This window comes from Microcoleus sp. BR0-C5 (assembly GCF_036705045.1).
GTDB lineage: Bacteria > Cyanobacteriota > Cyanobacteriia > Cyanobacteriales > Microcoleaceae > Microcoleus.
The window spans coordinates 22963-48602 of record NZ_JAUBTR010000055.1 but is presented as its reverse complement, the minus strand read 5'-3'; the positions used below and the strand labels follow the sequence as shown (position 1 = coordinate 48602).

Below are 25640 nucleotides of genomic sequence, written 5' to 3'. Positions count from 1 at the left end.
TATCACATTTACTTATAAATCAGCATCAGCAGAAACTGTATTTTTTGTCAACTACTTCTACTGGACTGCCTCTCTAGACCGATCAAGATGACAATGTAATTATGCCCGCACCAACTCCAACCGATATCGGTAGAGAGCCACAGGATGCCCCCCAGCCGCAAAATAATCCGGGTCTTGCGGCGACAAATAAATCGCTGTCACCTGATCTGCCTCAATTCTTTTACTCGCAGAATCGCCATTTTTCCCGCCTCCAACAACTCGATAAGCCGTTGTTGTCTCCACCTCATTTAAATAAATATCAGACTCTCCCCGAAAAATCTGCTGAGAAATCTCTGTAGACACAAACTCGCGAGGATTCGGCGTCTCAGTTCCCCGACTGGTAACAATTGAAATTAATTGGCGTTCCCCTTTCAAAACAGTAATTTGGCGGTTGGGATTGGTAGGATCGACTTTCACCGAAAGTACGCCACCATCGCCTAAATAAGCCTTGGCAATATTCAAACCGTTAAAAGTGCGATCTGCTACAATCTTTTGAGTTTTTTTAAATGTATAATTATAAATTAACCCAAGATTTTTTTCAGGTTGAAATCGCACTTTAAATAATATCGGCTGCTGCAAATACTGGCGGTTGCTTTCAAACCCTGGCGTGACAATCTTGGGCGCTAAAGGAGCGGCTAAATCTACCAAAGTGCTAGCAACATTCCAATTCCCCGCCATCCAGTCGGGATATACCAAATCTCCCTTAGCTACAGCGATAGGAGGCTTGCTTTCCCAATTGGGAAAACTTGATATGCGATCGCCCAAAACCCCCGCCCTCGCACCGCCACCCCACAGCAACACCAGCAAAACCAAACAAAAACTCCAAAATACCTTCATACCCAATTACATTCAAACAACTAATTTTCGGTCTCTCTTTCTCTTCTCTGCGTTCTCTGCGCCCTCTGCGGTTCCTTAATTCAAAAATTAGACAACAAATCAGTTAAACATCATATTTTATACCATTTTCATAAACAGGCAAGATGCCTGTTGCACAAAAATAAATGTTCTGCTTGTGGGGAGTAGGGGTTGGGCATCCTACCCGCCCCCAATATGCAATTCAAAGGTGGAAAAACCTATCTTTTAAAGCGCCTCAACAGGTGCGGGTTCCCAAACCTCCCCGTATTTTTCCTTCAATTCGTGCCAATTTTCCACCTGTCCTGGTTCGTATTCCCCCGGCTTTCCCCACTGCAAAAACGCGCTCAAAGCAGCCTCATTTTGTTCGTCGATAAAACGAATTGCATAAGTAGTGAAATTGCCTCTTTTCGCCTCACCCGTTTCAAACTTCACCTGTTTTATTTTGTCCATATTTAGGTGAAACTCAAATATTTCGGCGTGCATATTGGCATACTTTCCCTTCGGCAACTCCGCATAAAACAGCTTGTGAATTGAACCGCGCACTTCCAGCACAGCCGCGCTGCTAGTCACGATTAAACGCAGCGTTCCCAATTGTTCGCAAGCTTCCAAGAATTCTTTCAGATTAGGCATAATTTAATTGGGGAATTGGGTATTGGGCATTGGGTATTGGGCATTGGGAATTGGGCATTGGGAATTGGATCCAAGAGCCTTGGGCATTGATTATTGGTAATTAAAAACAACAATAACTAACAACCAACAACTACTGACTAATGACTATGTTTCGTGCAGTTCGTAAGCAGCGACAATCCGCTGCACTAGAGGATGTCGCACCACATCCGCCTGAGAGAATTCGCAGAAAGCAATGCCCTCAACGTTGCGTAGAATGTTTTGGGCGACTGACAATCCCGACTGTTGGTTTGGCGGCAAATCTGTTTGAGTGATATCGCCCGTCACTACCATTCTCGATCGAAAGCCCAGACGAGTCAACACCATTTTCATCTGAGCCGGCGTCGTATTTTGAGCTTCGTCCAAAATTACGAAAGCATTGCTGAGAGTGCGCCCCCGCATATAAGCTAAAGGAGCTACTTCGATCAAGCCTCTTTCCATTAAATCCGCCATTTTTTCCGGGTCGATCATTTCTTGCAGGGCGTCGTAAAGCGGGCGCAAATATGGATCGACTTTTTGCTGCAAATCTCCCGGCAAAAACCCTAATTTTTCGCCAGCTTCCACCGCTGGCCTGGTTAAAATCAGCCGTTCGTACTGCTTGCTCAACAGCGCTTGCACGGCGAAAATAGCAGCTAGAAATGTTTTGCCAGTACCAGCGGGGCCAATGCAAAATGTCAGGTCGTGCGTGCGTACTGCTTGGACGTATTGCCGCTGCTTGAAGGTTTTGGCTCTAATTTCTTCGCCGCGGCGGGTTCTGGCGAGAACGTCTCGCTGCAAGTCTTGTAAATCGCCTTGGCGGTTGGTATCCAAAGCTTGGCGCGCCGTCTGGATTTCAACTCCGGTAATATTTTTGCCGGATTTCCAATAGTCGGAGAGCGATCGCACTAATTTATGACACAATTCTACTTGACTTTTTGTGCCAGAAATCAGCAGTTCTTGCCCTCGCATTACCAGGGTAGCACCGGTTTGCTTAGAGATCATTTTCAGGTTTTCTTCTTGATTACCGGCCAGCGACATTGCACTTTGGGTGCTCGGTAACTCTATTGTTAGTTTTTCATTCATGCCAACATAATCTCCTCCAAATAAGCAATTAAAAGTTAACAACTAAACCTTCCACCAGTCACTATTTGCGAACAAAAAGACGCCCGTTACTAGGTTTTACCTAGTATCTAAGGCGTCTTTTAGATTTAGCTCCCCAATGAGTTTGGTGCTTGAGGCACAAATCAAATCTCCCTTCTATTAAGTCAGGCAATTTTAGATTTTAGATTTGAAATTTTAGATTTTAGATGAACCTGATGCCGCTGACATTTGAAATTTAAAATTTTACATTTGTTTCCGATCGCAAAACCGGCAATTTCAAACCAAACGGGGCTTGTAATACAAACTCTACAACAGGCAATCTAAAATCTAAAATTCTTTCTTGGCTCTGCAGTTAGTTAATAACCGGGAGTATTTCGGCTCGTTCTAAACGTAGGTGTGTTAGTACGGCGAGGTTGTTCTCTCGGAGTTCTGCTAGCTAAGGGACTGGGCGACGGAGGTGGCGTCCGGGGTCGGAAGTCGCCTCGCGGCTCCCGCGAGCCACGATCTGGGCGGTCGCGATCCGGGCGATCGCGATCGCCCCTGGGCGGGCCAGATCCACGATCGCCCGCTTCACCATCGTATATATCTAAGTAGAGGGACTGACCCGCCGTCTGCGCCACCGCTTCGAGCGTAGTTCTAATTGCCTGAATATTGCGTCCCCCCCTACCGTAAACCCGGCCTTTGTCGGGATCTTCAAAAGCAAGCCTAACCCAGACCCGCGATTGGCGCGGGTGCAGTTCGCAATCAACCCGCAAAGAGCCTGGGGTCTCTAAAAAAGGCCCAATTAAAAACTTAACCAGTCCAGCATAGTTTGGACTAGCTGACTGTTGCTGTGCTGGATTCAACGTTAGCTCCGGCTCCGACTTGTTCAAATACATGGGCTTTTCTGAGGATGTCACGCACGGTGTCAGTTGGCTGAGCGCCGTCTTGCAGGCGCTTGACAATCGCTGGAACATCCAGCCTGGTTTCGTTATTTCTGGGGTTGTAATAGCCGAGCTCTTCTAGGGGACGGCCGTCGCGGCGGGTAGAACTGTTCATCGCTACAATCCGGTAGCTTGTCTCGCGTTTTTTCCCGTATCTCTTCAATCGCAGTTTGATCATCTTCTTGCACAATAGTCTTGTTCCAATTCTAAGCTATTTTGTCAGTGCTCCTTCCCCGAACCCCAAGTCAACCCCTATTTCTTAACCTCCGACCAAAATATCGCTACGATTTGCTGCCCCCAAGGCAGGTCTGGCGCCGTCAATGTGCGGTGTAATTGCTAGTGGCAAAATCGATGCTGTTCCCCACTGCTGCACCAATTTTTGCAAAAATATATCTTGCTGCGCTCTCAAAGAGTCCCAATCGGTGCCGCGATTAATAATTGCAAACCACACTAAACCCCGATCGCGCGTGGGTATGGCTCCAGCCAAAGCAATCACCGTGTCCAAAGTACCAGTTTTCACCACAGCCGATCGCGGAATGTGTCGGTATTCCAAAGTTCCTTTATCGCGGCCGGACACCGGAAACAAGTCAGCAATCGTCAGCCCAGTAGTCTGAAGGTTGCGGGCGATCGCCTGCATCATCCCACAAGCCGCCCTCGGAGACATCCGATTTTCCACTCCCAATCCCGAACCGTTAACTAATTGAAGTTCCTCCTCCGGCACCCCCGCAGCCCAAGTCGCTTGCTGCTGCACTATCTTGGCCCCGCCCAAATCGTCTGCCAGCATCTGAGCCATTTCATTGTCGCTGTGGACGTTCATCTGCTTGAGAATTTCGGCTAAAGGGAGCGATCGGCGCTTCAGCAGCAAACGCCCCGAAGTCACAAATTTCTCAGCAATGACGCTGCCGGCCACCGTTACTTGCGGCTTTCTAGTTCCTGGAGCCATCTTAGAATACATTGCCACCACGTCCGCAGGCCAATTACTACCCTCAAGAGCTTGCCGCAGTATCTCCCCCGCCACCAAAGGATCGGACTGATAATTCATGCGGAAATTGCCTGTCACCACCAAATTCCCCGCCACACGCTCGATACCCATTTGATTGAGAGCATTGCCCACGGCGATCGCCTCCTCCCACACAAACAGCGGATCGCCCCCGCCGCTGACCACCAAATCTCCCTGCAATACACCATTGGTAATCGGCCCCGTTGCTCGAAACCTTGTTTCAAATTGATAATCCGCGCCCCAAGTCTCCAGCGACGCCAGAGAAGTCGCAATCTTAGTTAGCGAAGCCCCAGGCATCAGCGTCTTGCCCTGCTGACTTATCACTGGCACCATTCCCGCTTGCACCCAAATTCCCTGATTTCCATCAATCAGGTTTTTGTCTTTCAAATCTTTTAAATATTCCCGCACCGTCGCTTCTGCAGGCAAGTCTGGATTTGCCGCATTTATTCTCCCAAAAGCCAAATCTTCCGCCATCACTAACCCGGGTATCCCTCCCCGCCAAGCCAGCACTGACGCAGCATTAGGCGCGGCAGTGCCTACCCCGGCCATGTCCAGCCACAGAGATATGATTCCTGAGCTAAATAAATCCAGCATTTTTTACTCCTAAAGTCATGTAAACTATTGCATTGATTTTTTCAATTTGCCGTCAAAAATAGTAAAGTAGTGACAAAACAAGTTCTATCAGAGTAGTCGGAAATAAGAATTGTCCGATCGCCCTTGCGAGCGGATTTTAGTTCTTTATTCAGACTTCTGGATTCACGCTCCTGACTTCCTGGTAGAATTTTTAATGTTTCTCAAACATTGGTCAATGGGATCGACACGCGCAAGAATTGCAATAGACGCTATGGGTGGGGATCATGCCCCCGCCGAAGTTGTAGCTGGAGCGCTTAAGGCACAAGAAGAATTAGGCGTAGAGATTTTGCTCGTGGGCGACCCGCAGCAAATAGAAGACTCGCTCCGGCAACAAGACGCGATCGGCCGCGTCTCTACAGGTCAGCTAGAAATCGTTCCTTCTGAAGGAGCGGTGGAAATGCACGAAGAACCTTTAAGTGCCCTCAAACGCAAGCCCAACGCTTCGATTAACGTAGCGATGAACTTGGTAAAGCAGCAGCAAGCTGATGCTGTGGTGTCCGCCGGTCACTCCGGCGCGGCAATGGCTGCTGCCCTGCTCAGGTTGGGGCGGCTCCCCGGAATCGATCGCCCTGCGATTGGTGCGGTTTTGCCGACAATGATACCGGGCAGCTCTGTACTCATTCTCGATGTTGGCGCTAATGTGGACTGCCGCCCCAAATTTTTGGAGCAGTTCGCTCTTATGGGAACTATTTACAGCCAGTGCGTGCTGGGCGTCGCCGAACCTAAAATCGGCCTGCTCAACATTGGCGAAGAACCTTCTAAAGGCAACGACGCGGCGGTGCGAACTCACCAGTTATTGGTGGACAACCCGAACATTCCTTTTGTGGGCAATGCCGAAGGCCGCGACGTGCTGTCGGGGAAATTCGACGTGATTGTCTGCGACGGGTTTGTCGGCAACGTGTTGTTGAAGTTTGCCGAAGCGGTGGGCGAAGTCGTAGTCCAGGTGCTTAAGGAAGAGTTGGTCAAAGGACTCCAACATCAAATTAACGACCCTATGCTGCAAAAAAGCTTGCAAGGATTCAAGCAGCGGGTAGACCACGTTGAACACGGCGGCGGTTTGCTGTTGGGCGTTGCTGGAGTTTGCATTATCAGCCACGGTTCGTCTCAAGCTGCTTCAATTTTCAATGCCATTCGTTTGGCGAAGGAGGCTGTTGACAACCAAGTGCTGGAGCGAATTAGATCGTCCAATAACCAAAGCGCTCTGGAACAAGAAGCTGTGAATTAGAGGCAGTAAGTAGGAATTAAAAATTAAAAATGTAAAATTAAAAATGTCAGCTTAAACCAACTGTTTTGCTTTAAAACAAGTAATTTCAGCAGTTTAAAAAATAATTTTAATTGGTAGTTTTTAATTTTTAATTTCTAGATGGATCGCTCATAAATGGAGAGGAATGTTGCAGCAATCAGGGTTCGGCATTGCCGTCACGGGTAGCGGTTCTTGTACACCGCAGGTTTCGCTGGATAATAACGGTTTGAGTCAGATAGTAGAAACGAATGACGAGTGGATTGGGGCGCGGACGGGCATTCGAGCGCGCAGGCTGGCGGACGATCGCACTTCTTTGTGCGATTTAGCGTCACAGGCATCGCTTCAGGCGATCGCAATGGCAGAAATTTCGCCGACAGATATCGATTTAATTATTTTGGCGACTTCCAGTCCTGACGATTTGTTTGGCACGGCCAGTAAAATTCAATATCAGTTAGGCGCGACAAAAGCTGTGGCTTTTGATTTGACAGCAGCTTGTTCGGGCTTTATTTTTGGTTTAGTTACAGCCTCGCAGTTCATTCGGACAGGGGTTTATCAAAATGTTTTGCTAATCGGAGCAGATATTTTGTCTCGCTGGGTGAATTGGTCGGATAGGGGTACTTGCATTCTATTTGGAGACGGTGCAGGTGCGGTGGTATTGCAAGCTTCAGAAGTCGATTCCTTTTTGGGATTTGAAATTCGCAGCGACGGCACACAAAATTCGTCTCTCAATTTGGCTTACAAAGCCGAGTCAAAAGAATTAATTGAGGGCGTCAGCGTCGGAGTGGGCGGATTTGAACCCATCACAATGAATGGTCAAGAAATCTATCGCTTTGCCGTGAGAAAAGTGCCGGAAGTCATAGAAAAAGCTATGTTTCGGGCAAATGTCAGCGCTGCTGAAATTGACTGGCTGTTGTTGCACCAAGCCAATCAGCGGATTCTCGATGCAGTTGCCCAAAGGCTAAAGATTCCCCCCGAAAAAGTAATCAGCAATTTGGCAAATTACGGCAATACCTCAGCGGCTTCAATTCCCCTTGCCTTAGACGAAGCCGTGCGTCTGGGTAAAGTTAAAGCGGGCGATACTATTGCTGCTGCTGGTTTCGGTGCAGGTTTGACTTGGGGGGCTGCGATTTTTCAATGGGGAAGGTAATATTTGGCGGCCGGCTGTAAACTTGCTCCGGTTATTGTCGGGAGTTCGATCGAGTAAAATACAAATCCTTTAACACGCCATACATAGGGCAAGGTTCGCAGCGGTGCACCAGCCGGACAGCAGTTATTGACAAGGGCGTGCTGAAATGGAACATCCTCTATTCTTCGATCGACTTTCCCCGGTTTGAAGGTTGAAAATTGTGCTACGCCTATTAATCAAATTAAAGTAGCAAAAAAAAATAAACCTGGTAAAAATCGCAGTTAGATGTTATAATTATGAGTCGCGAGTAGAGAGTTCGTTAACCGAAAGATAGCGGATACCAGCGAGCGAACTTAGAAGCGGGAAAGAAAGAATTTTTGCAATCACCAATTAGCAACCACCAATTAGCAGATTACCGGAAAAATGACTAAAACAGCATGGGTATTTCCCGGACAAGGTTCCCAGGCGATCGGGATGGGTGCAGACTTATTAAACTTGCCAACAGCCAAAGCCAAATTTGAGCTCGCTAAAGAAATTTTAGGCTGGTCTGTCCCGGAAGTTTGCCAAAAAGAAGAAGCAAAACTATCTCGGACTCTCTACACTCAGCCTTGCTTGTTCGTAGTAGAAAGTATTTTGGCCGACTTAGTGCGAGAAAAAAGCGATCGACCAGCGGTAGTTGCCGGTCACAGTTTAGGAGAATATGTTGCCCTCTACGCAGCAGGCGTCTTTGACTTTGAAACCGGATTGCGCTTAGTCAAACGCCGCGCCGAACTCATGGACACTGCCTCCGGCGGCCAAATGGTGGCTTTGATCGGGTTCGACAGGCAGGAACTAGAACTGCAAATTCAATACAGCCGAGACGTGGTGCTGGCAAACGACAACAGCGAAGCACAAGTCGTGATTTCGGGAACGCCCGCAGCAGTAGAAGATTTGCTTGCCAAAATCAAAGTCAAACGCGCCGTTAAATTGAATGTTTCCGGTGCGTTTCACTCTCCCCTGATGGCATCAGTGGCGGCAGAGTTTCAACTAGCCTTAAAGTCTGCAAGATTTTCTGATGCTAAAATGCTAGTGCTCTCGAACGCAGAACCCTCAGCCACTACCAGCGCAGCCACTTTAAAGCAACGGTTGACTCAGCAGATGACCAAAGGCGTGCGGTGGCGAGAAATTTCCCTGCAATTGCCGCAACAAGGAATCGATCGGGTAGTGGAAATTGGCCCCGGCAAAGTTCTCACAGGTTTGATCAAACGGACTTGTCCCGATTTAGCACTGGTAAATGTTAGCAGTTTTGCAGATTTGCCCGCTTAATCTATTTTTAGCCTGTTATTAAATGGCAGGCTCTAAAATTGAGAGTTAACAGGCCTGAAGATTGCCCAAAAACAAATAGCACAACAGGCAAATCCTCATATGGCCTGTTGTGCAGATTGGGGATAGACGATCCAGACAGTTAGAAAATATTAATCAAAAATCGAGAAATCGATCGACCTGACCGAAAGCATCCAGGATACAAGCCCCCGGATTCATTCCTTCGGAGACTCAGGACCCAGAAATAAAAAACCTGTATCCGATAAAGGATCTCCCGAATTTATCCGTGGGGTCAATGCTTCAATTCTAAAATCTAAAATCTAAAATCTAAAATCTAAAATCGATTGACGGGGCGATCGACAAATCCTGATGTAAACTAGGCGTAAAAACCAAGCTTATCTGGTACTTATGTCAGGAACCTCAGCTATCAGGCATGAGGCTTGAAAGAGAAATCTAACAAGCCATCCGGACCAGCTATCGTCTTTACTGACTACGTTTTTTGAGTCACGATACCGGAGAATGCGAAGCTAGTTTTCCGCTCTATCGCTTGCAACTAAACAGTCTTAAGGTCACGCTCGACAGTGTTGCTAGCCGGCGCAAGCTCACTAAACATTGGCGCGTGCTAACTTTACCCCAGAAATGGGAGCTTGAGGCAACCATACCTCACGCCTTGGGGCAACCATACCCCTCCACCCCGCGAGGGGATTCAAATTAAATGTAAAGCCGTGCTAAAAGCACGGGGTTTCTACCCATTTTTCTGATGAAAAAAGTCCTTTACTGGTTGATGGGCGACAAGGCAGGCAGAACCATAGTTGGTGCCTGGAATTGGATGTGGGGACTGCCCGTGGAATCCGGCGGCCAGGTCTCGGTGGCGGTAGCCGAAGAGTCACTGCGATCGATGCAAGAATCAGTGCAAAAGCTAGCAGCCGCAGTCTCCACCCAAGTTGCAGCCTACCAGCGCGCCAAAACTAAATATGAAGAAAAAGTTAGAGAAATGCAAACCGTAGAGCGCCAAGCCATCACAGCCCAGCGCAACGGCAACGAAGAAGCAGCCCGCTTGGCAATGGCGAAGGTAATTCAGACAGAACAAATTCTGCCGCAATTAGAATCCCAAGTAAAACAAGCCGAACAATACGTCAACGCTTCCAAAGACAAGCTAAATCGAGAGCGGATGAAGCTGGAAGCCTACAAAACCGATATGCAAAATATGAAAGATATGGCAGAGATTAACGAAGCCCTCGCAGCCATATCCAAAGTCAACAACGACCTCAGTATCGATTCAGCTCGATCGCAGTTTGAGCAAGCCAAAAACGCCGTCCACGGCCGCCACCTCAAACAGCAAGCTTTAGCAGAAATCTCTGAAAACCCCCAAGAAAGACTTCAGGCCGAATTAGAAAATATGACCTTAGACGATGAAGTTAATCGCAGGCTACAAATGTTAGACGACTCCAACAACAAACAACTTCCAAACTAAGGAGAGTTTTATGGCTAAGAGCGGGCCTCCCCCCATAGTTTTTATTCTGTTATTTCTGTTGCTCGCCGGTGGCGGTTGGTTCTTTTTTCTCAACAAACCAGCATCGCAAGATGTTAGTAACAATCCCCCCACTCCAATACCCGCAGGCGGTGGTGGGGCCAATCTGCCTCCCGTCGCCCCAGTAGTCGGCGGTGCTTCCCCTGTTGCAGCTACTTCCTTTGCACTTCCAGCTTCCGTGCCTGCGGGTACGGCGGTGAGAATTGACGGTTCCACCAGCATGGTGACAATCAATCAGAACCTCAAGAACGGCTTTCAAGCCAAGTTTGCCGGCACGACAGTCGATACCAAAGCGAACGGTTCTGAAAAAGGAATTCAGGATTTGGCGGCGGGAACAGCCGATATTGCAGCGGTATCGCGACCTTTGACGGCTCAAGAACAAGGTCAGGGTTTGGCAGCGGTGCCTGTTGCCCTAGATACGATCGCCCTTGTAGTTGGCATTAACAACCCCTTCAAAGGAGGTTTAACTTCCGCTCAAGTTCAAGATATCTTCAAGGGAAATGCTCAAGACTGGTCGAAAGTCGGCGGCCCGGCAGGCCCGATTAAAGTAATTAACAGACCGGCAGTTAGTGGCACTCACCAAACGTTTAAAGAACAAGTGCTTGGAGGTGGCGAGTTTGGTACGACGCCAAATATTACCACGCTCGATCGAGATGCTACAACTCCTCTGCTGCAAGCTTTAGGCAACAACGGTATTGGCTATGCGACTTTCGCTCAAGTAGCCAATCAGAGAACGGTGCGTGTTGTTCCCGTTAACGGTGCGACGCCGGATGCGGGTAACTATCCTTACAAGCGGCAGTTGTACTACGCTTACAAAAATCCTCCTAGTCAAGCAGTTAAGGATTTCTTGGGCTACGCGACTTCTTCGGAAGGACAAAAAGCTATGCTGGCAGGAAATTGAGCCTTTGCAAAGAATTCGCCAGAATAAATTCGGGCGCTACAGAAGCTTGCAAAGCGGTTTCAACCGCCGAATCATCTAACAGCACGACACGCATAAACACGGATACACTGATGATAGTCAACTTAGCCAATTAGCTAAACAGTCCGATCGCTGGGCCTATCCGTGTATCCGTGTCAAAATCCGTGTAGTGCTTCTTTTTTGATTGCTGAACTGATAGGCTAATATTCGATGTAATTTAAAATTTAAGGTTTTTCTGTGAGCAAAAATCGCGAACCAGTCGAAAGTTTACTTCTCTACTATTTATTCAAATGGTCAATTGTCAGCCCGATGCTGCACCTATACTTTCGGGGCCGCATCTACGGTGCAGAAAATGTTCCGACAGAAGGGCCGGTGGTAGTAGTCAGCAATCACGCCAGCGATTTTGACCCGCCGATTTTGTCGAATTGCATGAGGCGGCCCGTCGCATTTATGGCAAAGGAAGAGTTATTTAAAGTTCCTATTTTGAAGCAGGCAATTACGCTTTACGGTGCTTATCCAGTTAAGCGGGAAAGTGCCGATCGCAGTGCAATTAGATCGGCTATTAACTCTTTGGAAAATGGCTGGGCGACGGGTGTATTTTTGCAGGGAACTCGCACGCCCGACGGCAGAATTACTGAACCGAAATTAGGTGCTGCGCTGATAGCTGCTAAGGCAAAAGCGCCGCTGTTACCTGTTAGTTTGTGGGGAACTCACGCGATTTCGTCGAAAGGTTCGGGAATGCCGCGTCCGGTGCCACTGACGGTGCGAATTGGCAAGCTAATTGAAGCGCCCGGTTCCTCGGATCGCGAGGAGTTGCAAGCGTTGACTCAAAGATGTGCGATCGAGATCAATGCGATGCACGATTTGGGGCGCTGATTTGCTTGGAGGATGTTTTGTATAACTTACGAAGAAAGCTGGTTTGATAGATAAAAAACATCGTTACAGGTTTGTAGTGAGAACGAAGACTCCTCGTTACAAACCTATTTTATTGCGCTTGTACGATGCCTCTGACATAAGCAACAGCTAAGGGGGAAATTTTTTCTGTAACTGCTGCGATAACTTGGCGATCGAAGTAAGTCCAAACTCTGGGGCGATCGAACATACAAGGCTGCAAAACCCCCCACAATAAGCCGTCAGCACAAAGGTGAGCGTGAATCAAAGCTCGATGTCCGAACTCTTTTGCCTCAAAATTTTTGTTGACTACTTCAGGATTGGCTGTCTCAACATCCTCAATGAAAATCGACGGTTCAGTTCGCAAAGCTGCTGCAAACAAAGGGTCTTCTTCCCCTAAAGATTCGGGTTCTTTTTTCCATTCCGCGTCGCCAATCTCTGGAAAGTTCGAGTTGCGACGCCAGCAGTAAGGTACTCTGCCCCTTTGCGTTTCAGGATTGCGGAGGTAGAGAAAGACCCGATCGCAATTTAACACCTCGCCTAAAGCCGGCACCAAAGCCGAAAAAACAGCATCCGGCGTTTTGCTGTCACTCAAAATTTTATCCAGAACTTGCGGCAGAATTTGCTCGGTCATTAACTTTAGCTTTTGAAGTTCATCTATTAATTTTAAACTACTCCTTCTCTTCTCTTCTCTTCTTTTACGCATTTGTCATCAGCATCTTCGCGGTTCGTTAAATCGCTAGATGAGACAAGTTTTAAAACCAGAGGGAATGGAAAAAAATTAAAACTTGCTCAATGCTTTCCTTTGTTTATTCCATTCTGGCTTGGCTGAAGTTAGCACCTGTATAACCGGTTGTCAGCCAAAGAATAGCCCTAGCGCCGTCGCGAACAGCTTTTTGCATCGGTTCGGGGGTTCGCCCAGACGGAACTGCCACAGGCTTAAAGCTAATGCCTCGACTGCCGAGTACGATTTCGCCGATAATCTGAGCTCGCCGCATATGATCGTCAGAAGTGATCAGATACACGCTCTCAATCCCTTGAGCTTTCAATTCATCTACCAGGGTGGTAAAATTTGTTACCGTATCCACCGCTCTGTAGTCTAAGTGCAGGCGATCGGACTCAATTCCCGCTTCTGAAAACACCCATTCCGCGAACTCAGGATTGCTGCCAGACGACACCCAAATCGGCAATTCAGGATAATCCTGAGCAAATTTGGCGGCAAACACCTCTCGCTCCGTAGCCCCACCTAGAACTAACAAAGCTTGGGGTCTCTGAAATTCGCTCTTAACCTGCTGATAGCCAAACCAGCAGGCCATCAACAGCCCTACTAGGAACCAAAAACTGCGTGAAGTGTTCAAACGCTTGTAACGCTGCGTGTTTGAATTGATTCTTAACCACATCTAAACCTATAAAAATTTTATGTAACTCACAAAGGAACCATAGCAAAAAATACCGCACGTATAGCCCACTAACAGGAATTAAAAATTAAAATTTTAAAAAGGGTCGGGGGATCATAGATTTTAGATTTTAGATTTTAGATTTTAGATTGACTCTACGCTTGTGGTGGGGCTTAAACAGGTGATTTTAGATTTGAGATTTCAGATTTGAGATTTCAGATGGATTCTATAGGGTTCTGGGTAAGTCCTCGTCTTCAAGGAAGTATTCGTCTGTGGGCGAATTCGTTAGCGGATATGCAAAAAAGAGGGGCAAAACTTAGGCTTTCCCCTCCTGCTGTTAATTTTTTTTGGTTTTTAACGGGACTGGCCGGGTTCGAACCGGCGGCCTAGCGCTTCAGATTTGTGTGAGTTTCCCCACTCTCTGGACTATACCTTCACCATATGCTTGCAGCTTTTAGGTGGTGACCGTCTAGTCTCTAAACCTTCCTGATTTCAATATAGGCGATTGTTTAATCGCCCTGAACTCAGGCTTGGCTTGGTATTGCCTTAGAGTCATAGGAACCCACAAACTCTTTAGGTTTCACCAAATTTGACCACATTCACTCCCAGAGTTTCCTCGCAGGGTGCCCGATTCTTCAGGAGGCGCTTGCTCTATCCATCTGAGCCACAGCCCCAGTTGCTAAACCGTTTTGATTATAGCAGTTAATGTCGATTTTGATTTGTTTATTCTGGATGATTAGCGATCGCCAGTTGCGAGTTTCGCAGCGATGCGGGCAAAGTTTTCTGCTGCGGTGAGTTTACCAGCACCGTAACAGGCGCGCTGTCTCCATGCGGTGACGGGGAGATGTCCGGGGGGAGCATTTTCGTTGAAGGAGAGCTCGCTGTAATATTTCCAATTTTCCTTGACTCGCCAGCCGACTCGATCGCAAAATTCAGTATAATTTGCCTCGGTACTTTCCCAAATCTGCTGCTGCACGCTCAACCCGAACCGCCCGCTGCTGTATTGTTGCCAAAGTTGGTCGATCGTGCGAAGGTCTGTAGGAGGAAAACTGTCAATATCGGCTGCACTCAGCCAGCCTTCGTCTTCCCTGACAGCGATTTGCAGCAAGATTTCCCAAGTGTGTTCATCAGCTTTGCGCCATTTTCCCGTTTCTAATAGCTTTGTCAGTTGTCGATAGTCCATCCCCACTTCGGAGATAGCCGGAGTTTTGTCAGGTATAGCGCCGATTTTGTCTTCCAGCCGCAGTAGAGTGCTGACAATCAATTCGGGGTTTAGTTGTTCGAGGCGGTACAAAACCCATTCTAACTGAGATTGCAGGTACGTGCGGGCGATCGCACCTTGCTGCAATTCCCCATGCAACTCATCAAATTTAGCTGACCAATTTTGTTGAGTGCGGGCCAATTCCCACATTTGTTTTGCCCACTGCAATCTAACTTGTTCTTTTTTTAAATAAGTTTTGGAGGGCTTAGCACGTTGCGGGTAGGGAGTCAAATCCCAGCCGCAAATCGAGCAAAACTCTGCTTTTTCTTCTATGTATTCAGCACCGCACACTGGACAGTTAGACATATCGTCATCAATTCGGTTGCCAAGTAATTATCTGACATCGGGTAAATTAACCATAATTCGATTAGGTACGCACTTTGCACCCTACCATTACAGTGTATCTGTACTAATGTTCGCTTTTCGCACCCGAAAGTTAGAGTTATTTATACCGCTCTAACAAGGCAAGCAAATAGTAAACAAACTGCCTTTACCCAACTCAGATTTTACCTCGATCGTGCCGCGGTGAGCTTCGACTATTTGGCGGCAGAGGTGCAGTCCCAAACCTGTGCCCGACCGCAAGTGAGTTCCCGGGCCAAACCTTTCAAATAACTTCGTTTGTGCTGCGGGCGAAATGCCGGCACCGGTGTCTTTGATTTCAATAATTACCCATGCCAGCGGTTGGTTTTTGAAGCTCGTATAAGCGGGTGAATTAGCAGCTTTTAAGCGGACATCTATTGAGCCACTGTCGGTGAATTTAATCGCATTTCCGATTAAATTTGTCAGCAAGCGGTGCAGCTCCAGACGATCGCCCGGATACTTCGCAATCGGTGCACTTTCTGCACTTTCTGTCAAGTCTAAATTTATCGACAAACCTTTAGCATCCGCTAGGGGAGCTAGTTCTTCAGCTACCTCAGTAATAAGCTGGCGCAAGTCCACGGCAGCGAAACTTAGGGATTTGCGGCCTGCTTCGTAGCGGTATACTTCCAGCAGCATATTTACCATCGCGATCAGGTTTTTGTTGCTGCGAACCATCGTCCCGAAAGCGTCGCGCATGGGAAGGGAAATTTCTCCCAAAGCTCCCTGCTGCATTAAAGTTAGCATTCGATCGGCTGCTACTAGGGGCGTCCGCAAGTCGTGAGCGAGTCGGGAGACAAAATCTTCGCGCTGGAGGGCGATCGAATTGCGCTCGTCTACGCTGTGTTTAAGCCGCAGGAGCGATCGAACCCTCGCCAGCAGTTCATCCATTTCGACTGGTTTGCGGATGAAATCGTCTGCTCCCATGTCCAATCCCTGCACTACGCTGGCACTGTCGTGAGCCGTGATCAGCAAAATCGGCATAAAGGGCAATTCTTTATTGTCTCGGATTCGTTTAGTGACTTCGTAACCATCCATTCCCGGCATCATCACGTCTAGCAGTACCAAATCCGGGGCTGCCTTGTCAATTTGACTCAAGGCAGAAAAGCCGTTTTCCGCCGTGCTAATTTCGTAACCTTCTTCTTCTAGGATTGTTTGAACCAACAAAACATTATCTGGTGCGTCGTCTACCACCAGAATGCGATCGGCTTTTGTGGCATTCGGAACAGATAAATAACTCATTTAATTGCTAGCCTGGAAATAAATACTAAACTTTAATATGGCATCCGATTTATGTTTTCACATTTTTACACTTGTTAACTCTGTCATAAGGAAGATTTAAAATCTTTATCAAATCTTTTTACTTTTGAACACTCGGATGTAATATGATTTACTACTTAGTTATCATCGTATGCACGCCGTCCCAATCATCGGGCGGGGGTACTTCCAAATAGCTCAGGGAGCGATCGAGGTGAACTTCCACAGGTCGATCGTTCGGTCGCATTGCTAAAGCCGCTTCAAAATAACTAATAGCTTTCTGAAAATTTCTAGCAATATAAGCCTCCCTACCGTTACTGTAAAGTTCCAAAAACCGAACGGTTTCCCCATCAATGGGTTCAGAACTATTTTGCAGCAACTCGTAAATACCCACTGGCTGATTTTTCCCCTTAACCCGCACCTTGTCTAACTCTCGCACCCAAATTCCTTCGCGACACAAACTGTATGTAAATTCGCTCAAAATTATATCACATCCATACTCCTTTGTAAGCTGTTCCAAGCGCGAGCTCAAATTCACCGCATCGCCGATTACCGTGTAATCCATTCGCTTTTGGGAACCGATATTCCCCGAAACTACCTCTCCAGAACTAATCCCAATTCCGAAGCGAAACGGATCTGCACCGGGGCGAGAATCATTAAACTCTTTCAAACGCCGGCGCATATCTAAAGCCGACTGAACCGCCATCCAACCGTGACTTTCCGGGGGGTTCAGCGGCAGGGGCGCGCCGAACACCGCCATTAAAGCATCGCCAATAAACTTGTCTAAAGTGCCTTCATAGTGGAAAACGGCCTCCACCATCGTCTCAAAATATTCGTTCAGCAGGGATACCACATCCGACGCTCCCAAATTTTCGGTCAGCGTGGTGTAGCCGCGAATGTCGGAAAATAAAATAGTCACTTCTTTGCGTTCGCCCACCATCAGGGCGCCTTCACCCAAGGCCATCACTTTATCTACGACTCCAGGAGTCAGGTAGCGGTACATCGTATTTTTCATCCGCTTTTCGCGGCTGATGTCTTCGAGTACCACTAAACCGCCGCGCACGCCGCCCTCTGGATTGATTAGCGGGTTGACAGTCAAATTCAAACTACGTTCAATGACTTTAATTCGAGAGGCGGGGATGGGCAGCGGACAATAAGGGTGATACAGGGCAGAATTTCGCAGCGCAAATAGAGATTGGGCATTAGCTAATTCGGCCAGCGCTACTTCCTCAGTCCACGCGCGGTTTTCGCCCCAAGCGTAATATAAATTAGGGTCAGTGCGATCGGGCACGGCCAAAATATAACTTTCTTCTTCTTCTTCTTCTTCTTGTTCTTTTTTTTGGGAATTTAGCGTTTTTTCTACCAACAGTCCCACAGTTAAACTTTGTTCGGGAACGTAATGTCGGGCAGCAGTTTTGAGACTGTCTTCTAGTCGAAATTGCAAATTGTCGATCGGCACAACTTCCCAAACATAGCGATTCACCAGTTTATCTTCCCAAATCTGGGGATTGTGTTTGCTTTTAGCTTGATTTACCGGACAGCCCAACAATTCTAGGGCTGCTTCGTTGATAGTCACAACTCGCCCCTTCAAATCCGTGGAAATCACTGCGTCAGAAAGACTTTGCAGCATATCTTTCTGATACTGCTTTTCCACCATCACGTTCTGAAACAGTTGAGAATTTTGCAACGCCATTCCCGCTTGGGAATTAAACGCTCGCAAAAACTCTTCGTCGGAAGGGGTGAAAGTACCTTGGTTCTTATTAATTAGCTGAGTTACCCCGATCAGCTCACCTTTAGCGTTATGCACGGGCATACACAAGACAGTCCGAGTGCGGTATCCCGTTTGCTGGTCTGTAGAGGGGTCAAAGCGGGGATCGTCGTAAGCATCTGTAATATTCAGAGGTTGACCAGTCGAAGCCACGTAGCCAGCAATTCCCCTATTCGCAGGAATACGGATTTCCATCATCGTTTTGCCGTCGGCCTTGGCGACTTTTGTCCAAAGTTCGTTGGTTTCCCGATTTAACAAAAATAGCGTGCTGCGATCAGCTTGCATCAAGTCGCGAGCTTGATCCATGACAGATCGCAAAGTTGTTTCCAAGTCAAGACTTTGACCCAAAGTCGTGGTGGCTCTCAAAAGTGCAGCAACCCCTCGCTGGTTGCGGGCCACGACGTAGAAAGACTGACAGCTTTCGAGAATAATCCCGATCGAATCTGCAAAAGCCTGGAACTGCTGTTCGTCTTCCTCGCTAAAGGGGGCATCGCCAGCTTTATTTAACAGTCTGACCACCGCTACGGGTTCATGTTGGCTCTTGCTGCTAAAAATCGGCATACAGAGGATGGTCTCGATGTGGTAGCCCGGTGGTTCGTCTACTTCGGTATTAAAATACTCGTGCGATCGAGCTTCGGCGACATTAATCGATTTTCCGGTTGTTGCTACGTAGCCTAAAATGCCTGCATCCATAGGCAAGCGCACTTCTACATCTTCGCCCGTAAGTGGATCGAGTGTTTTGTGCCACAGTTGATTTTTGTTGGAGTCAACCAAAAAAATTGTTGTCCGGTCTGCTTGCAAAATTTGACCAATTTTGACAGTGAAGGCATCTAAAAGTTGCTCTAAGAGACTTTCGAGTGCTTCATTGTTAATCAGGTCCATCGCCCGGATAAATTGCTGAAATTCAGCCGTGATAAAGTCCAGCAGGCACACTAATTCAGGAACTGGCAGGCTCTTAACACGGGAGGTCAATGCCCCCATAAAATTGACTTGAGTCAGTGTAGCCAGAACGCTACCAGCATTGGAGAATGTCATGATTAACTGCTTTCTCAGAGGGGTAGACTGACCGCAGGTCGATCGGCGCGAGATTCAGTGGCGGTGCAAACTCTTGAATTTGTTTGCCAGCGCATTGGCACTCGCTTGTCGCTTTGATGAATCGTGAATTCAAAAGTGGCGCACGCAACTTCAGTTTGCTTGTTATGTATGCTCGATCGATCTTTTTTCCAACCTCGATACTGATGAGGGTTCGTCAATTCAAGCTGAACTTGAGTTTGCAAAACTGCTAGCCTGAAAATTAGGTGACAAGCTTTAGTTCGATCGAGAGTGCAATGTAGATTTGACGCTCTGTGCTCGGCCCCAGCGCGCGGTGTGACTGTTTTAGCGCACTCGGCGACTGTATCCGGTCAGGTAAAGGGCGCTATGAAAGCAGCGCGCAAGGCATTCCTACAGAGCTACTCATAGTTTAATGGTAAACGCAACAGCAGGATAGCGACGGTAATTTATGCAGCAAAAAAGTTCGATCGGTCTTTGAAAACATCCCTCTTCAATACCAACTGACGATCGAACAGCGAAGCTAAGCTGGCGGTGAGGTTTAAAGGTGGTACAGATGCTGACATTTAGGCAGCTCTGGGCACAGACTCGGCAAACACCACTGATTGATAGTACCGCTGCAGTTGTGCGGCAGCGGCGGCCCAACCCCAGCGTTCGGCTTCTCGGCGAGCGTTCTGGCGCAGGGTTTCCCGTTCTTCAGGATTCGCAAACAGACGCTTGGTGGCAGCGAGTGCGCCTTCTTCGTCGGCGGGGTCAAATAAATATCCGTTAACGCCGTCAGTGACGATATCGGGAATTCCGCCACTGCGCGCCGCCACTACAGGCGTCCCCGCAGCCATTGCTTCTAGGAGCACTAAGCCCAGGGTTTCGGTGCGGGAGGGAAAAATGAAGGCGTCGGCCGATGCGTAAGCTCTTGCGAGTTCTTGCCCCTTGAGGTAGCCGACAAAATTGGTGGGTGTACCGGCAAAATATTGTTCAAGGATTTGCCGATGCGGGCCGTCTCCCACTAAGGCGAGGCGGGCATCGGGAATCGCTGCGAGAACTGGTTTGATGCGTTCGATTTCTTTTTCTGCACCGAGGCGGCCGACGTACAGCAGCAGGGGACTGTCTGGGTTATTTTCCGAAAGGCGCGATCGCATTTCTCGACTTGCCAATTCCGGGACAAACATTTCAGTATCTACGCCCCGCTGCCACAAATCTACCCGATCGATGCCGTGGTTTCTGAGTTCTTCCACCATTGCTGTAGAAGTACACAGATTCAATTCTGCTTGGTTGTGGGCACCTTTGAGCAATTCCCACAATAAAGGTTCGAGGACTCCAAAACCGTAGTGGTGCAAATATTTCGGCAAATGCGTGTGGTAAGAAGCCAAAATCGGAATATTGAACTTTTTGCCGTAATAGATACCGCCCAATCCCAAAATAGCGGGATTGACAACATGAATAATATCCGGTTTAAACTGCTCTAATTGGCGACCGACAGCCGGAGAAGGAAGTGCCATTTTCAATTCCGGGTACATCGGCAAAGGCAAACCCTCCACACCGTAAACTCGTGCGCCTTTGTATTCTTTAATCCCGTAATCTGGAGAAAAAATCAGAACTTGTTCGCCCGATCGCTGCAAGTGATCTACAGTGTGAATCAGTCTGGTAACAATGCCGTCTATTTTCGGCAGAAATGTTTCAGTGAAAAGAGCAATTTTCATAGTAAGTTACTTAGGGAGCCGATAATCCTAGCCTCTGGAAGATGTCGGGGTCGATGACAGGATACACTGTCTCACAAGGAGTCAGTAATTGCGTGCTATCGCCTCCGTTATATTGACGCTGTTGCTGCACGAATTGGGAAATATCCTCGATTTTAACAATCCATTCTCGCGCGTAACGAGCTAAAACACTGCCGCGCAAACCGAGTTGAATTGCCCGCCGATCGATTTTCGATCCATTTGGGTGATGATCCCGGTCCCATTGCAGCCGTACAGCCGAATTTTTAACAGCTTGTTGCCATTCTTTTTCGCTTCCATACACTGCTGGAACGAAATTAGAATGGACAGCAGATGCTAAAATTTCGTCCCAAGCCGAGCGCTTTAGCCAAATAGCAAGAATTACTTCTTGGCCCGATGAAGTACCCCATGCCGATCGATACATCATCCATAGAAAGTTTGGCTTAATCCAACTCATACGATTCAGGCTGAATTCCCCGCCGAAATAACCATTTTCCGCTGCAAAATCACCGATCGCCGGACGGTAGGCTTGGTACACTACGACCGTATGTTCATCAAATTGTGCCAGAATGTGACGACCTGTTTTCGGCCATTTACTTGCCTGGTTTAAATAGGGTTCTGTTAGCAGCTTCACCACAACTAATTACTCTCGTGATGTTTCTGGGGTCAACATACAAACTCCGTGAATTCCGCTTGATACAATTATTCCACCTAAAAGCAATCCCACACCTAAAGGCAAAGCAATTTATTCTGTGAATTTCCTCTGCTGTTCTGGCAATTGATATTTCTGTTTCACTGGCAGATGGGGCTTCGCTAACAGGCGCGGTAATTTTGATAACTCGCCGTTAGTGCAGCCCATTCCGGTATTAAATAATAAGAACGAACTGCACTCGCTGAAAATCTCGGCAGAACAACCAAAAGCAACAGAATAATCTTGCGAATTTCTACGACATTTCTTTCCAAAAAGCCCGCATTAAAAATCTTATGGAATTTTTTAATTAACCGCAGAGGACACAGAGGACACAGAGCAAAAGAGAAAAAAGAGAGATCATCTTAATATACAGCAAACTCCATTCAGAACTTGCGAACCCTTCTGCTCTCTTCCCTTCTTTTCTCTTACTTCGCGCCCTTCGCGCCTTCGCGGTTCGTTAAAAAGCTCTTTCCCCCCAGGTAGAGGCCAGAACTTACTTCCAAGAAACCTTCGGCAAAATCTGGTTTTTATCGACACGGTGCTGATATTTTGTAGCAAAATTCAGCAGAGAATCGAGCAGGGAATCTGAGAGATAGTGCGGTTGCAAACCGAGGTCTAGCAAATTGGTGTTTTTGGCATTGAAATAATGTTCTTCTTTCTCGACTCTGGGATTTTGGATGTTGTTGATTTCTACTTTTAATCCCATTGCCATGCCTGCTTTTTGCACCAAGGAGGCTAAATCGCCGACGCTGAATTGTTCGGTGAATTGGTTGAAGACGCGGAATTGTCCGGCTTCGGCGGGGTTGGCTATCGCCAATTCCACGCACCGCACGGTATCCCGAATGTCTAAGAAGCTGCGGGTTTGTCCGCCAGTTCCGTAAACTGTCAAAGGATGACCGATCGCAGCTTGGATGCAAAACCTGTTCAATGCTGTACCGAATACTCCGTCGTAGTCCAAACGGTTGATCAACAGTTCATCCATGCCGGTTTCATCTGTGAGCACGCCGTAGACTACGCCCTGATTTAAGTCGGTGGCTCTTAAACCCCAGATTTTGCAAGCAAAATGGATGTTGTGGGAGTCGTGGACTTTTGACAGGTGGTAGAAACTGCCTGGTTGTTTGGGATAGGGTAGTGTATCCTTGCGGCCGTTGTGTTCGATCGTAATGTAGCCTTCTTCAATGTCAATATTCGGCGTGCCGTATTCGCCCATTGTCCCCAATTTCACTAGGTGACAATCGGGGAAGTCTTCGCGGATGGCGTACAGCAGGTTGAGTGTCCCGACGACGTTATTGACTTGGGTGAGGACTGCGTGTTCGCGATCGATCATTGAGAAAGGTGCCGAACGCTGTTCGCCGAAATGGACGATCGCCTCTGGTGCAAATTTTCTCATGCTTTTGCTGAGAAAATCGTAGTTGGTGATGTCACCGACGAACAAGTCGATCGACTTGCCCGTTAAATCTTGCCATCGCTGGAGTCGTTGCTGAATCGGTGCGATGGGAGTGAGGGTGTCGCTGCACAGTTCCAGATCCCAGTGCCGCCGCACGAAGCTGTCGAGGATGCCAACTTCGTAACCTTTGTTAGAAAGGTAGAGTGCGGTTGCCCAACCGCAATAGCCATCGCCACCAATAACCAGGACTTTCATAAATCAACGGTGAATCTTGCTTGCCAATACTGGGTTAATGTACCAGGTATTGGTGCATTCTGAACCTTTAATAAGCGCGTGTTCGCCCAGGAGGGACTCTGTTTTTTTAGATTAAACCTGAATTTCGTCTGCGAAACTGGCCCGGCGGGTGAATTCAAAGGGGCCGGCCTGGGCTCCCCAGACGTGGGCGTCGGTTTCTGGGTCACGTCCGCGATCGTGGCTAATAAATTTGTCTTGGTCAATCTCGAATTCGCTGTCTAGATAGGTTTTTTTGCCCTTTCTGACCACCATGCAGCCTTTTCCGGGTTCGACAGACCCTTTGAAGCTGTTGCCCGTCCACTGCGTAATAAAGGTGCATCCGGGAAGTAGAGTCAGTTGTTCTTTTTTGATTTCTTGCAGCCGTTGCGGGTCGCGGGCCGCGCCGTAGAATTGTTCTTCGTTTTCTATGGCATAATTTTCGATGTCGATTCGATCGCCCACCGGGACTAATTTCAAAACTCGGACTCGGTACGGTACATTCAGTTCAATATCGTAGGCTTGTTCTAGGTACAAGCTGATCCCATCCAGAACTTTGATCGGTAAAGGTCTCATGCAGACGCGGATGTGGGCGAAGAAGGGCGGGTTTTCAAAGGCTTGGGCTTGGTTGCTGAAGTCGGCGGCCATCCAGCGGGCGAGGGTGACGATATCGGTGGAATGAGACATATCGATTTTAGATTTTAGATTTTAGATTTTGGATTGAGGGAGTAGAAATTATTTTAGGGGATAGCGGGCGATCGGCTATAGAAGCTAGTTATATGCTTTACGAACAAGTAAAGAAAAGGCGGCGATAAGTACGGCATTAATCAACGTATCCCATTAGCGAGATCGCCTTTTCTTCTACCAGATATCGAATTTTTAGTGAAACTCGCCCCATTGGTGCGCCATCAATCTTCCAAAATCTCGACCAAATCTTCCATTGTCACGTCGAAGGCGCGGGCAATTTTGTAGACAGCAGAAAGATCGACTGTGTTTAAAGCATCGCGCTGAACGTAGCTTCTGACAGTGTTGTAATTAACTCCGGATCGATCGGCAACTTGCTTTAGTGTCCAACCCTTTTGCTCAGCTAGTTCTCGAATCCGCAGTCTAACGTATCCCATTTTTTAACTTGACGTTGATGCGTATGCAACATATAATATCTATGTACACTGAAAACGATCGCCCTCCTAGCCTCGAAAACTTAAGGGCGACCGTTTTTCTACCAAATCCCGCTTTCGGCGGGAAGGATTCCCCTATGATACCAACATTCAAGCCTAAATTAAACACTCATCCCTGGTGTATCGTGCGGCAATTGCCAAATATGCAGCGATTGGTGGTTGCTCGGTTCCACCGCCGGAGCGATGCGGAGGGATACATACAGATTTTACGGCGGTTGTTGCCGACGGCTAAACACGCGATCGTTTTTGATACGACAGGGGCTGAAAAATTGGCAGAAGTGCGATCGACTCAATTAGAACGAATCTTGTAATTAATCAGGAGCGATCGAGTTTTACAACAAGTGCGATCGCTCCTTCATCTTCAAGGTGAATAAACCTCTGATTTAGCGTTATTCTCAAGATATTGCTGATAAGCTGTCTCATCTCCTCCAAACGAGTCGATCGTCGAAATGCGAGCACTCGGAACGGGCATCAGCGGACTAGGTTTAGGTGCGTACTGACAATAACAAACAGCAATCAAATCGTAGTTGCTTCCTGGTTCCGCAGTTGGGTATTGTTCAACCCTTACAACTTCCCAATCTCCGACTCGGTAGTGAGTATCGCTATCGGGGAATTGCGTATCGTCGAACTCTTCAATCCGGTAAAACTCGTAGGGACGATTCCCCGGTTGAGGTAGGGGTTCGTCAGAGGAATCATAATATTCGCAGAGAATATCAGTTGTGGCCCCAGTGTGAGCCAACATTCTATTTTCCCAGCCTTCTGCTGACATCGATTGAGCCTTGAAAATAATATATTTTCGCATAATTAATCCTCTTCCTCATTTTCTATATAGTTAGGAAAGCGAGTTTGTCCTTTAAAGATACAATTGACTTTTAAAATATCTCCTCCGACTCTCTTAATTCGCAGCAACTTCCATACTTTCGTTCCATTTCCAAACACTTTTCTGGATCTGTTGCTGCGTGCCAAGAGGTATCTTCTGGGTTGGATTCATTAGTATTGGTCATGCAATTGTCAATAAGTCAAATATCAAATTAATCAATTATAGCCTAAAGTTATATTAGTCGAAGCATTTGCGCCGTCAATCTACAGATCAACCTAGAG

25 protein-coding genes are annotated in these 25640 nt (G+C 47.6%); 7 read left to right on the top strand and 18 right to left on the bottom strand.

The annotated features are described in order from the left end of the window. Positions 1–99: 99 nt before the first annotated feature. The 6 genes from QUB08_RS22650 to QUB08_RS22625 all read right to left on the bottom strand — a co-directional run bounded on the left by QUB08_RS22650 (position 100) and on the right by QUB08_RS22625 (position 5157). Positions 100–876 (bottom strand): DUF6816 family protein, encoded by a 777-nt coding sequence (locus QUB08_RS22650; protein ID WP_333227311.1) that lies wholly within the window; start codon positions 874–876, stop codon positions 100–102. A 243-nt stretch (positions 877–1119) separates the two neighbouring features. After that, a complete protein-coding gene (locus QUB08_RS22645; RefSeq protein WP_333227309.1) occupies positions 1120–1524 on the bottom strand; it encodes a ChuX/HutX family heme-like substrate-binding protein in 405 nt (134 codons plus the stop codon). A 144-nt stretch (positions 1525–1668) separates the two neighbouring features. Continuing rightward, positions 1669–2622: a PhoH family protein gene (locus tag QUB08_RS22640; RefSeq protein ID WP_333157196.1), complete on the bottom strand. Its 954-nt coding sequence runs from the start codon at positions 2620–2622 to the stop codon at positions 1669–1671. Positions 2623–2996: 374 nt separating this feature from the next. After that, positions 2997–3485, bottom strand: a complete 489-nt coding sequence (locus tag QUB08_RS22635; protein WP_333085049.1) for a KH domain-containing protein — start codon at positions 3483–3485, stop codon at positions 2997–2999. Continuing rightward, the gene (gene rpsP, locus QUB08_RS22630; RefSeq protein ID WP_333085027.1) at positions 3457–3741 is read right to left on the bottom strand and encodes a 30S ribosomal protein S16; all 285 of its coding nucleotides are present in this window, start codon (positions 3739–3741) and stop codon (positions 3457–3459) included. Before rpsP ends, QUB08_RS22635 begins: the two co-directional genes overlap by 29 nt. An 81-nt stretch (positions 3742–3822) precedes the next feature. Further along, positions 3823–5157: a D-alanyl-D-alanine carboxypeptidase gene (locus tag QUB08_RS22625; protein ID WP_333227306.1), complete on the bottom strand. Its 1335-nt coding sequence runs from the start codon at positions 5155–5157 to the stop codon at positions 3823–3825. A gap of 214 nt (positions 5158–5371) precedes the next feature. On the opposite strand from QUB08_RS22625, the gene plsX reads away from it, so the two are divergent. From plsX to QUB08_RS22595, 6 genes are all read left to right on the top strand, one after another. Further along, entirely contained in the window at positions 5372–6421 is a 1050-nt protein-coding gene (gene plsX / locus QUB08_RS22620) for a phosphate acyltransferase PlsX (protein WP_333227315.1), read from the top strand. A 163-nt stretch (positions 6422–6584) separates the two neighbouring features. Then, positions 6585–7586: a beta-ketoacyl-ACP synthase III gene (locus QUB08_RS22615; RefSeq protein WP_333227305.1), complete on the top strand. Its 1002-nt coding sequence runs from the start codon at positions 6585–6587 to the stop codon at positions 7584–7586. A gap of 402 nt (positions 7587–7988) precedes the next feature. Continuing rightward, positions 7989–8870 (top strand): ACP S-malonyltransferase, encoded by an 882-nt coding sequence (fabD, locus tag QUB08_RS22610; RefSeq protein ID WP_015175203.1) that lies wholly within the window; start codon positions 7989–7991, stop codon positions 8868–8870. A gap of 757 nt (positions 8871–9627) precedes the next feature. Beyond that, positions 9628–10341, top strand: coding sequence for a PspA/IM30 family protein (locus QUB08_RS22605; RefSeq protein ID WP_333227303.1), 714 nt, complete (start codon positions 9628–9630; stop codon positions 10339–10341). A 10-nt stretch (positions 10342–10351) separates the two neighbouring features. After that, on the top strand, positions 10352–11299 hold the full coding sequence (locus QUB08_RS22600; RefSeq protein WP_333227301.1) for a phosphate ABC transporter substrate-binding protein: 948 nt from the start codon (positions 10352–10354) through the stop codon (positions 11297–11299). 255 nt (positions 11300–11554) lie between these two features. Then, positions 11555–12193 (top strand): lysophospholipid acyltransferase family protein, encoded by a 639-nt coding sequence (locus QUB08_RS22595; protein ID WP_333227299.1) that lies wholly within the window; start codon positions 11555–11557, stop codon positions 12191–12193. A gap of 109 nt (positions 12194–12302) precedes the next feature. On the opposite strand, the gene QUB08_RS22590 is transcribed toward QUB08_RS22595, so the two are convergent. The 10 genes from QUB08_RS22590 to QUB08_RS22545 all read right to left on the bottom strand — a co-directional run bounded on the left by QUB08_RS22590 (position 12303) and on the right by QUB08_RS22545 (position 24482). Then, entirely contained in the window at positions 12303–12914 is a 612-nt protein-coding gene (locus QUB08_RS22590) for a GAF domain-containing protein (protein WP_333227298.1), read from the bottom strand. A gap of 103 nt (positions 12915–13017) precedes the next feature. After that, positions 13018–13608: a YdcF family protein gene (locus tag QUB08_RS22585; RefSeq protein ID WP_333227296.1), complete on the bottom strand. Its 591-nt coding sequence runs from the start codon at positions 13606–13608 to the stop codon at positions 13018–13020. A gap of 733 nt (positions 13609–14341) precedes the next feature. Beyond that, entirely contained in the window at positions 14342–15172 is an 831-nt protein-coding gene (locus tag QUB08_RS22580) for a GUN4 domain-containing protein (RefSeq protein ID WP_333227294.1), read from the bottom strand. Between the two features lie 150 nt (positions 15173–15322). Beyond that, a complete protein-coding gene (locus tag QUB08_RS22575) occupies positions 15323–16465 on the bottom strand; it encodes a hybrid sensor histidine kinase/response regulator (RefSeq protein ID WP_333227292.1) in 1143 nt (380 codons plus the stop codon). 151 nt (positions 16466–16616) lie between these two features. Beyond that, positions 16617–19283 carry a GAF domain-containing protein gene (locus QUB08_RS22570; RefSeq protein ID WP_333227290.1) on the bottom strand — a complete coding sequence of 889 codons (2667 nt, stop codon included), beginning with the start codon at positions 19281–19283 and terminating at the stop codon, positions 16617–16619. Positions 19284–19864: 581 nt separating this feature from the next. Then, a complete protein-coding gene (locus tag QUB08_RS22565; protein ID WP_333227288.1) occupies positions 19865–20998 on the bottom strand; it encodes a glycosyltransferase family 1 protein in 1134 nt (377 codons plus the stop codon). Positions 20999–21008: 10 nt separating this feature from the next. Further along, a complete protein-coding gene (locus QUB08_RS22560; protein WP_333227286.1) occupies positions 21009–21650 on the bottom strand; it encodes a DUF4291 domain-containing protein in 642 nt (213 codons plus the stop codon). 547 nt (positions 21651–22197) lie between these two features. Beyond that, a complete protein-coding gene (locus tag QUB08_RS22555) occupies positions 22198–23346 on the bottom strand; it encodes an NAD-dependent epimerase/dehydratase family protein (RefSeq protein WP_333227284.1) in 1149 nt (382 codons plus the stop codon). A 111-nt stretch (positions 23347–23457) separates the two neighbouring features. Beyond that, positions 23458–24048: a chromophore lyase CpcT/CpeT gene (locus QUB08_RS22550; RefSeq protein WP_333227282.1), complete on the bottom strand. Its 591-nt coding sequence runs from the start codon at positions 24046–24048 to the stop codon at positions 23458–23460. A 221-nt stretch (positions 24049–24269) separates the two neighbouring features. Then, positions 24270–24482: a helix-turn-helix domain-containing protein gene (locus tag QUB08_RS22545; RefSeq protein ID WP_106148990.1), complete on the bottom strand. Its 213-nt coding sequence runs from the start codon at positions 24480–24482 to the stop codon at positions 24270–24272. 134 nt (positions 24483–24616) lie between these two features. Here QUB08_RS22545 and QUB08_RS22540 point away from each other — a divergent pair, with 134 nt between their 5' ends. Next, positions 24617–24850, top strand: a complete 234-nt coding sequence (locus tag QUB08_RS22540; protein WP_333227280.1) for a hypothetical protein — start codon at positions 24617–24619, stop codon at positions 24848–24850. Between the two features lie 50 nt (positions 24851–24900). Here the strand turns inward: QUB08_RS22540 and QUB08_RS22535 are convergent, their stop codons facing one another. Both QUB08_RS22535 and QUB08_RS22530 read right to left on the bottom strand, forming a co-directional pair. Further along, positions 24901–25341, bottom strand: coding sequence for a hypothetical protein (locus QUB08_RS22535; RefSeq protein ID WP_333227278.1), 441 nt, complete (start codon positions 25339–25341; stop codon positions 24901–24903). 70 nt (positions 25342–25411) lie between these two features. After that, on the bottom strand, positions 25412–25543 hold the full coding sequence (locus QUB08_RS22530; protein ID WP_333227276.1) for a hypothetical protein: 132 nt from the start codon (positions 25541–25543) through the stop codon (positions 25412–25414). Positions 25544–25640: the final 97 nt, after the last annotated feature.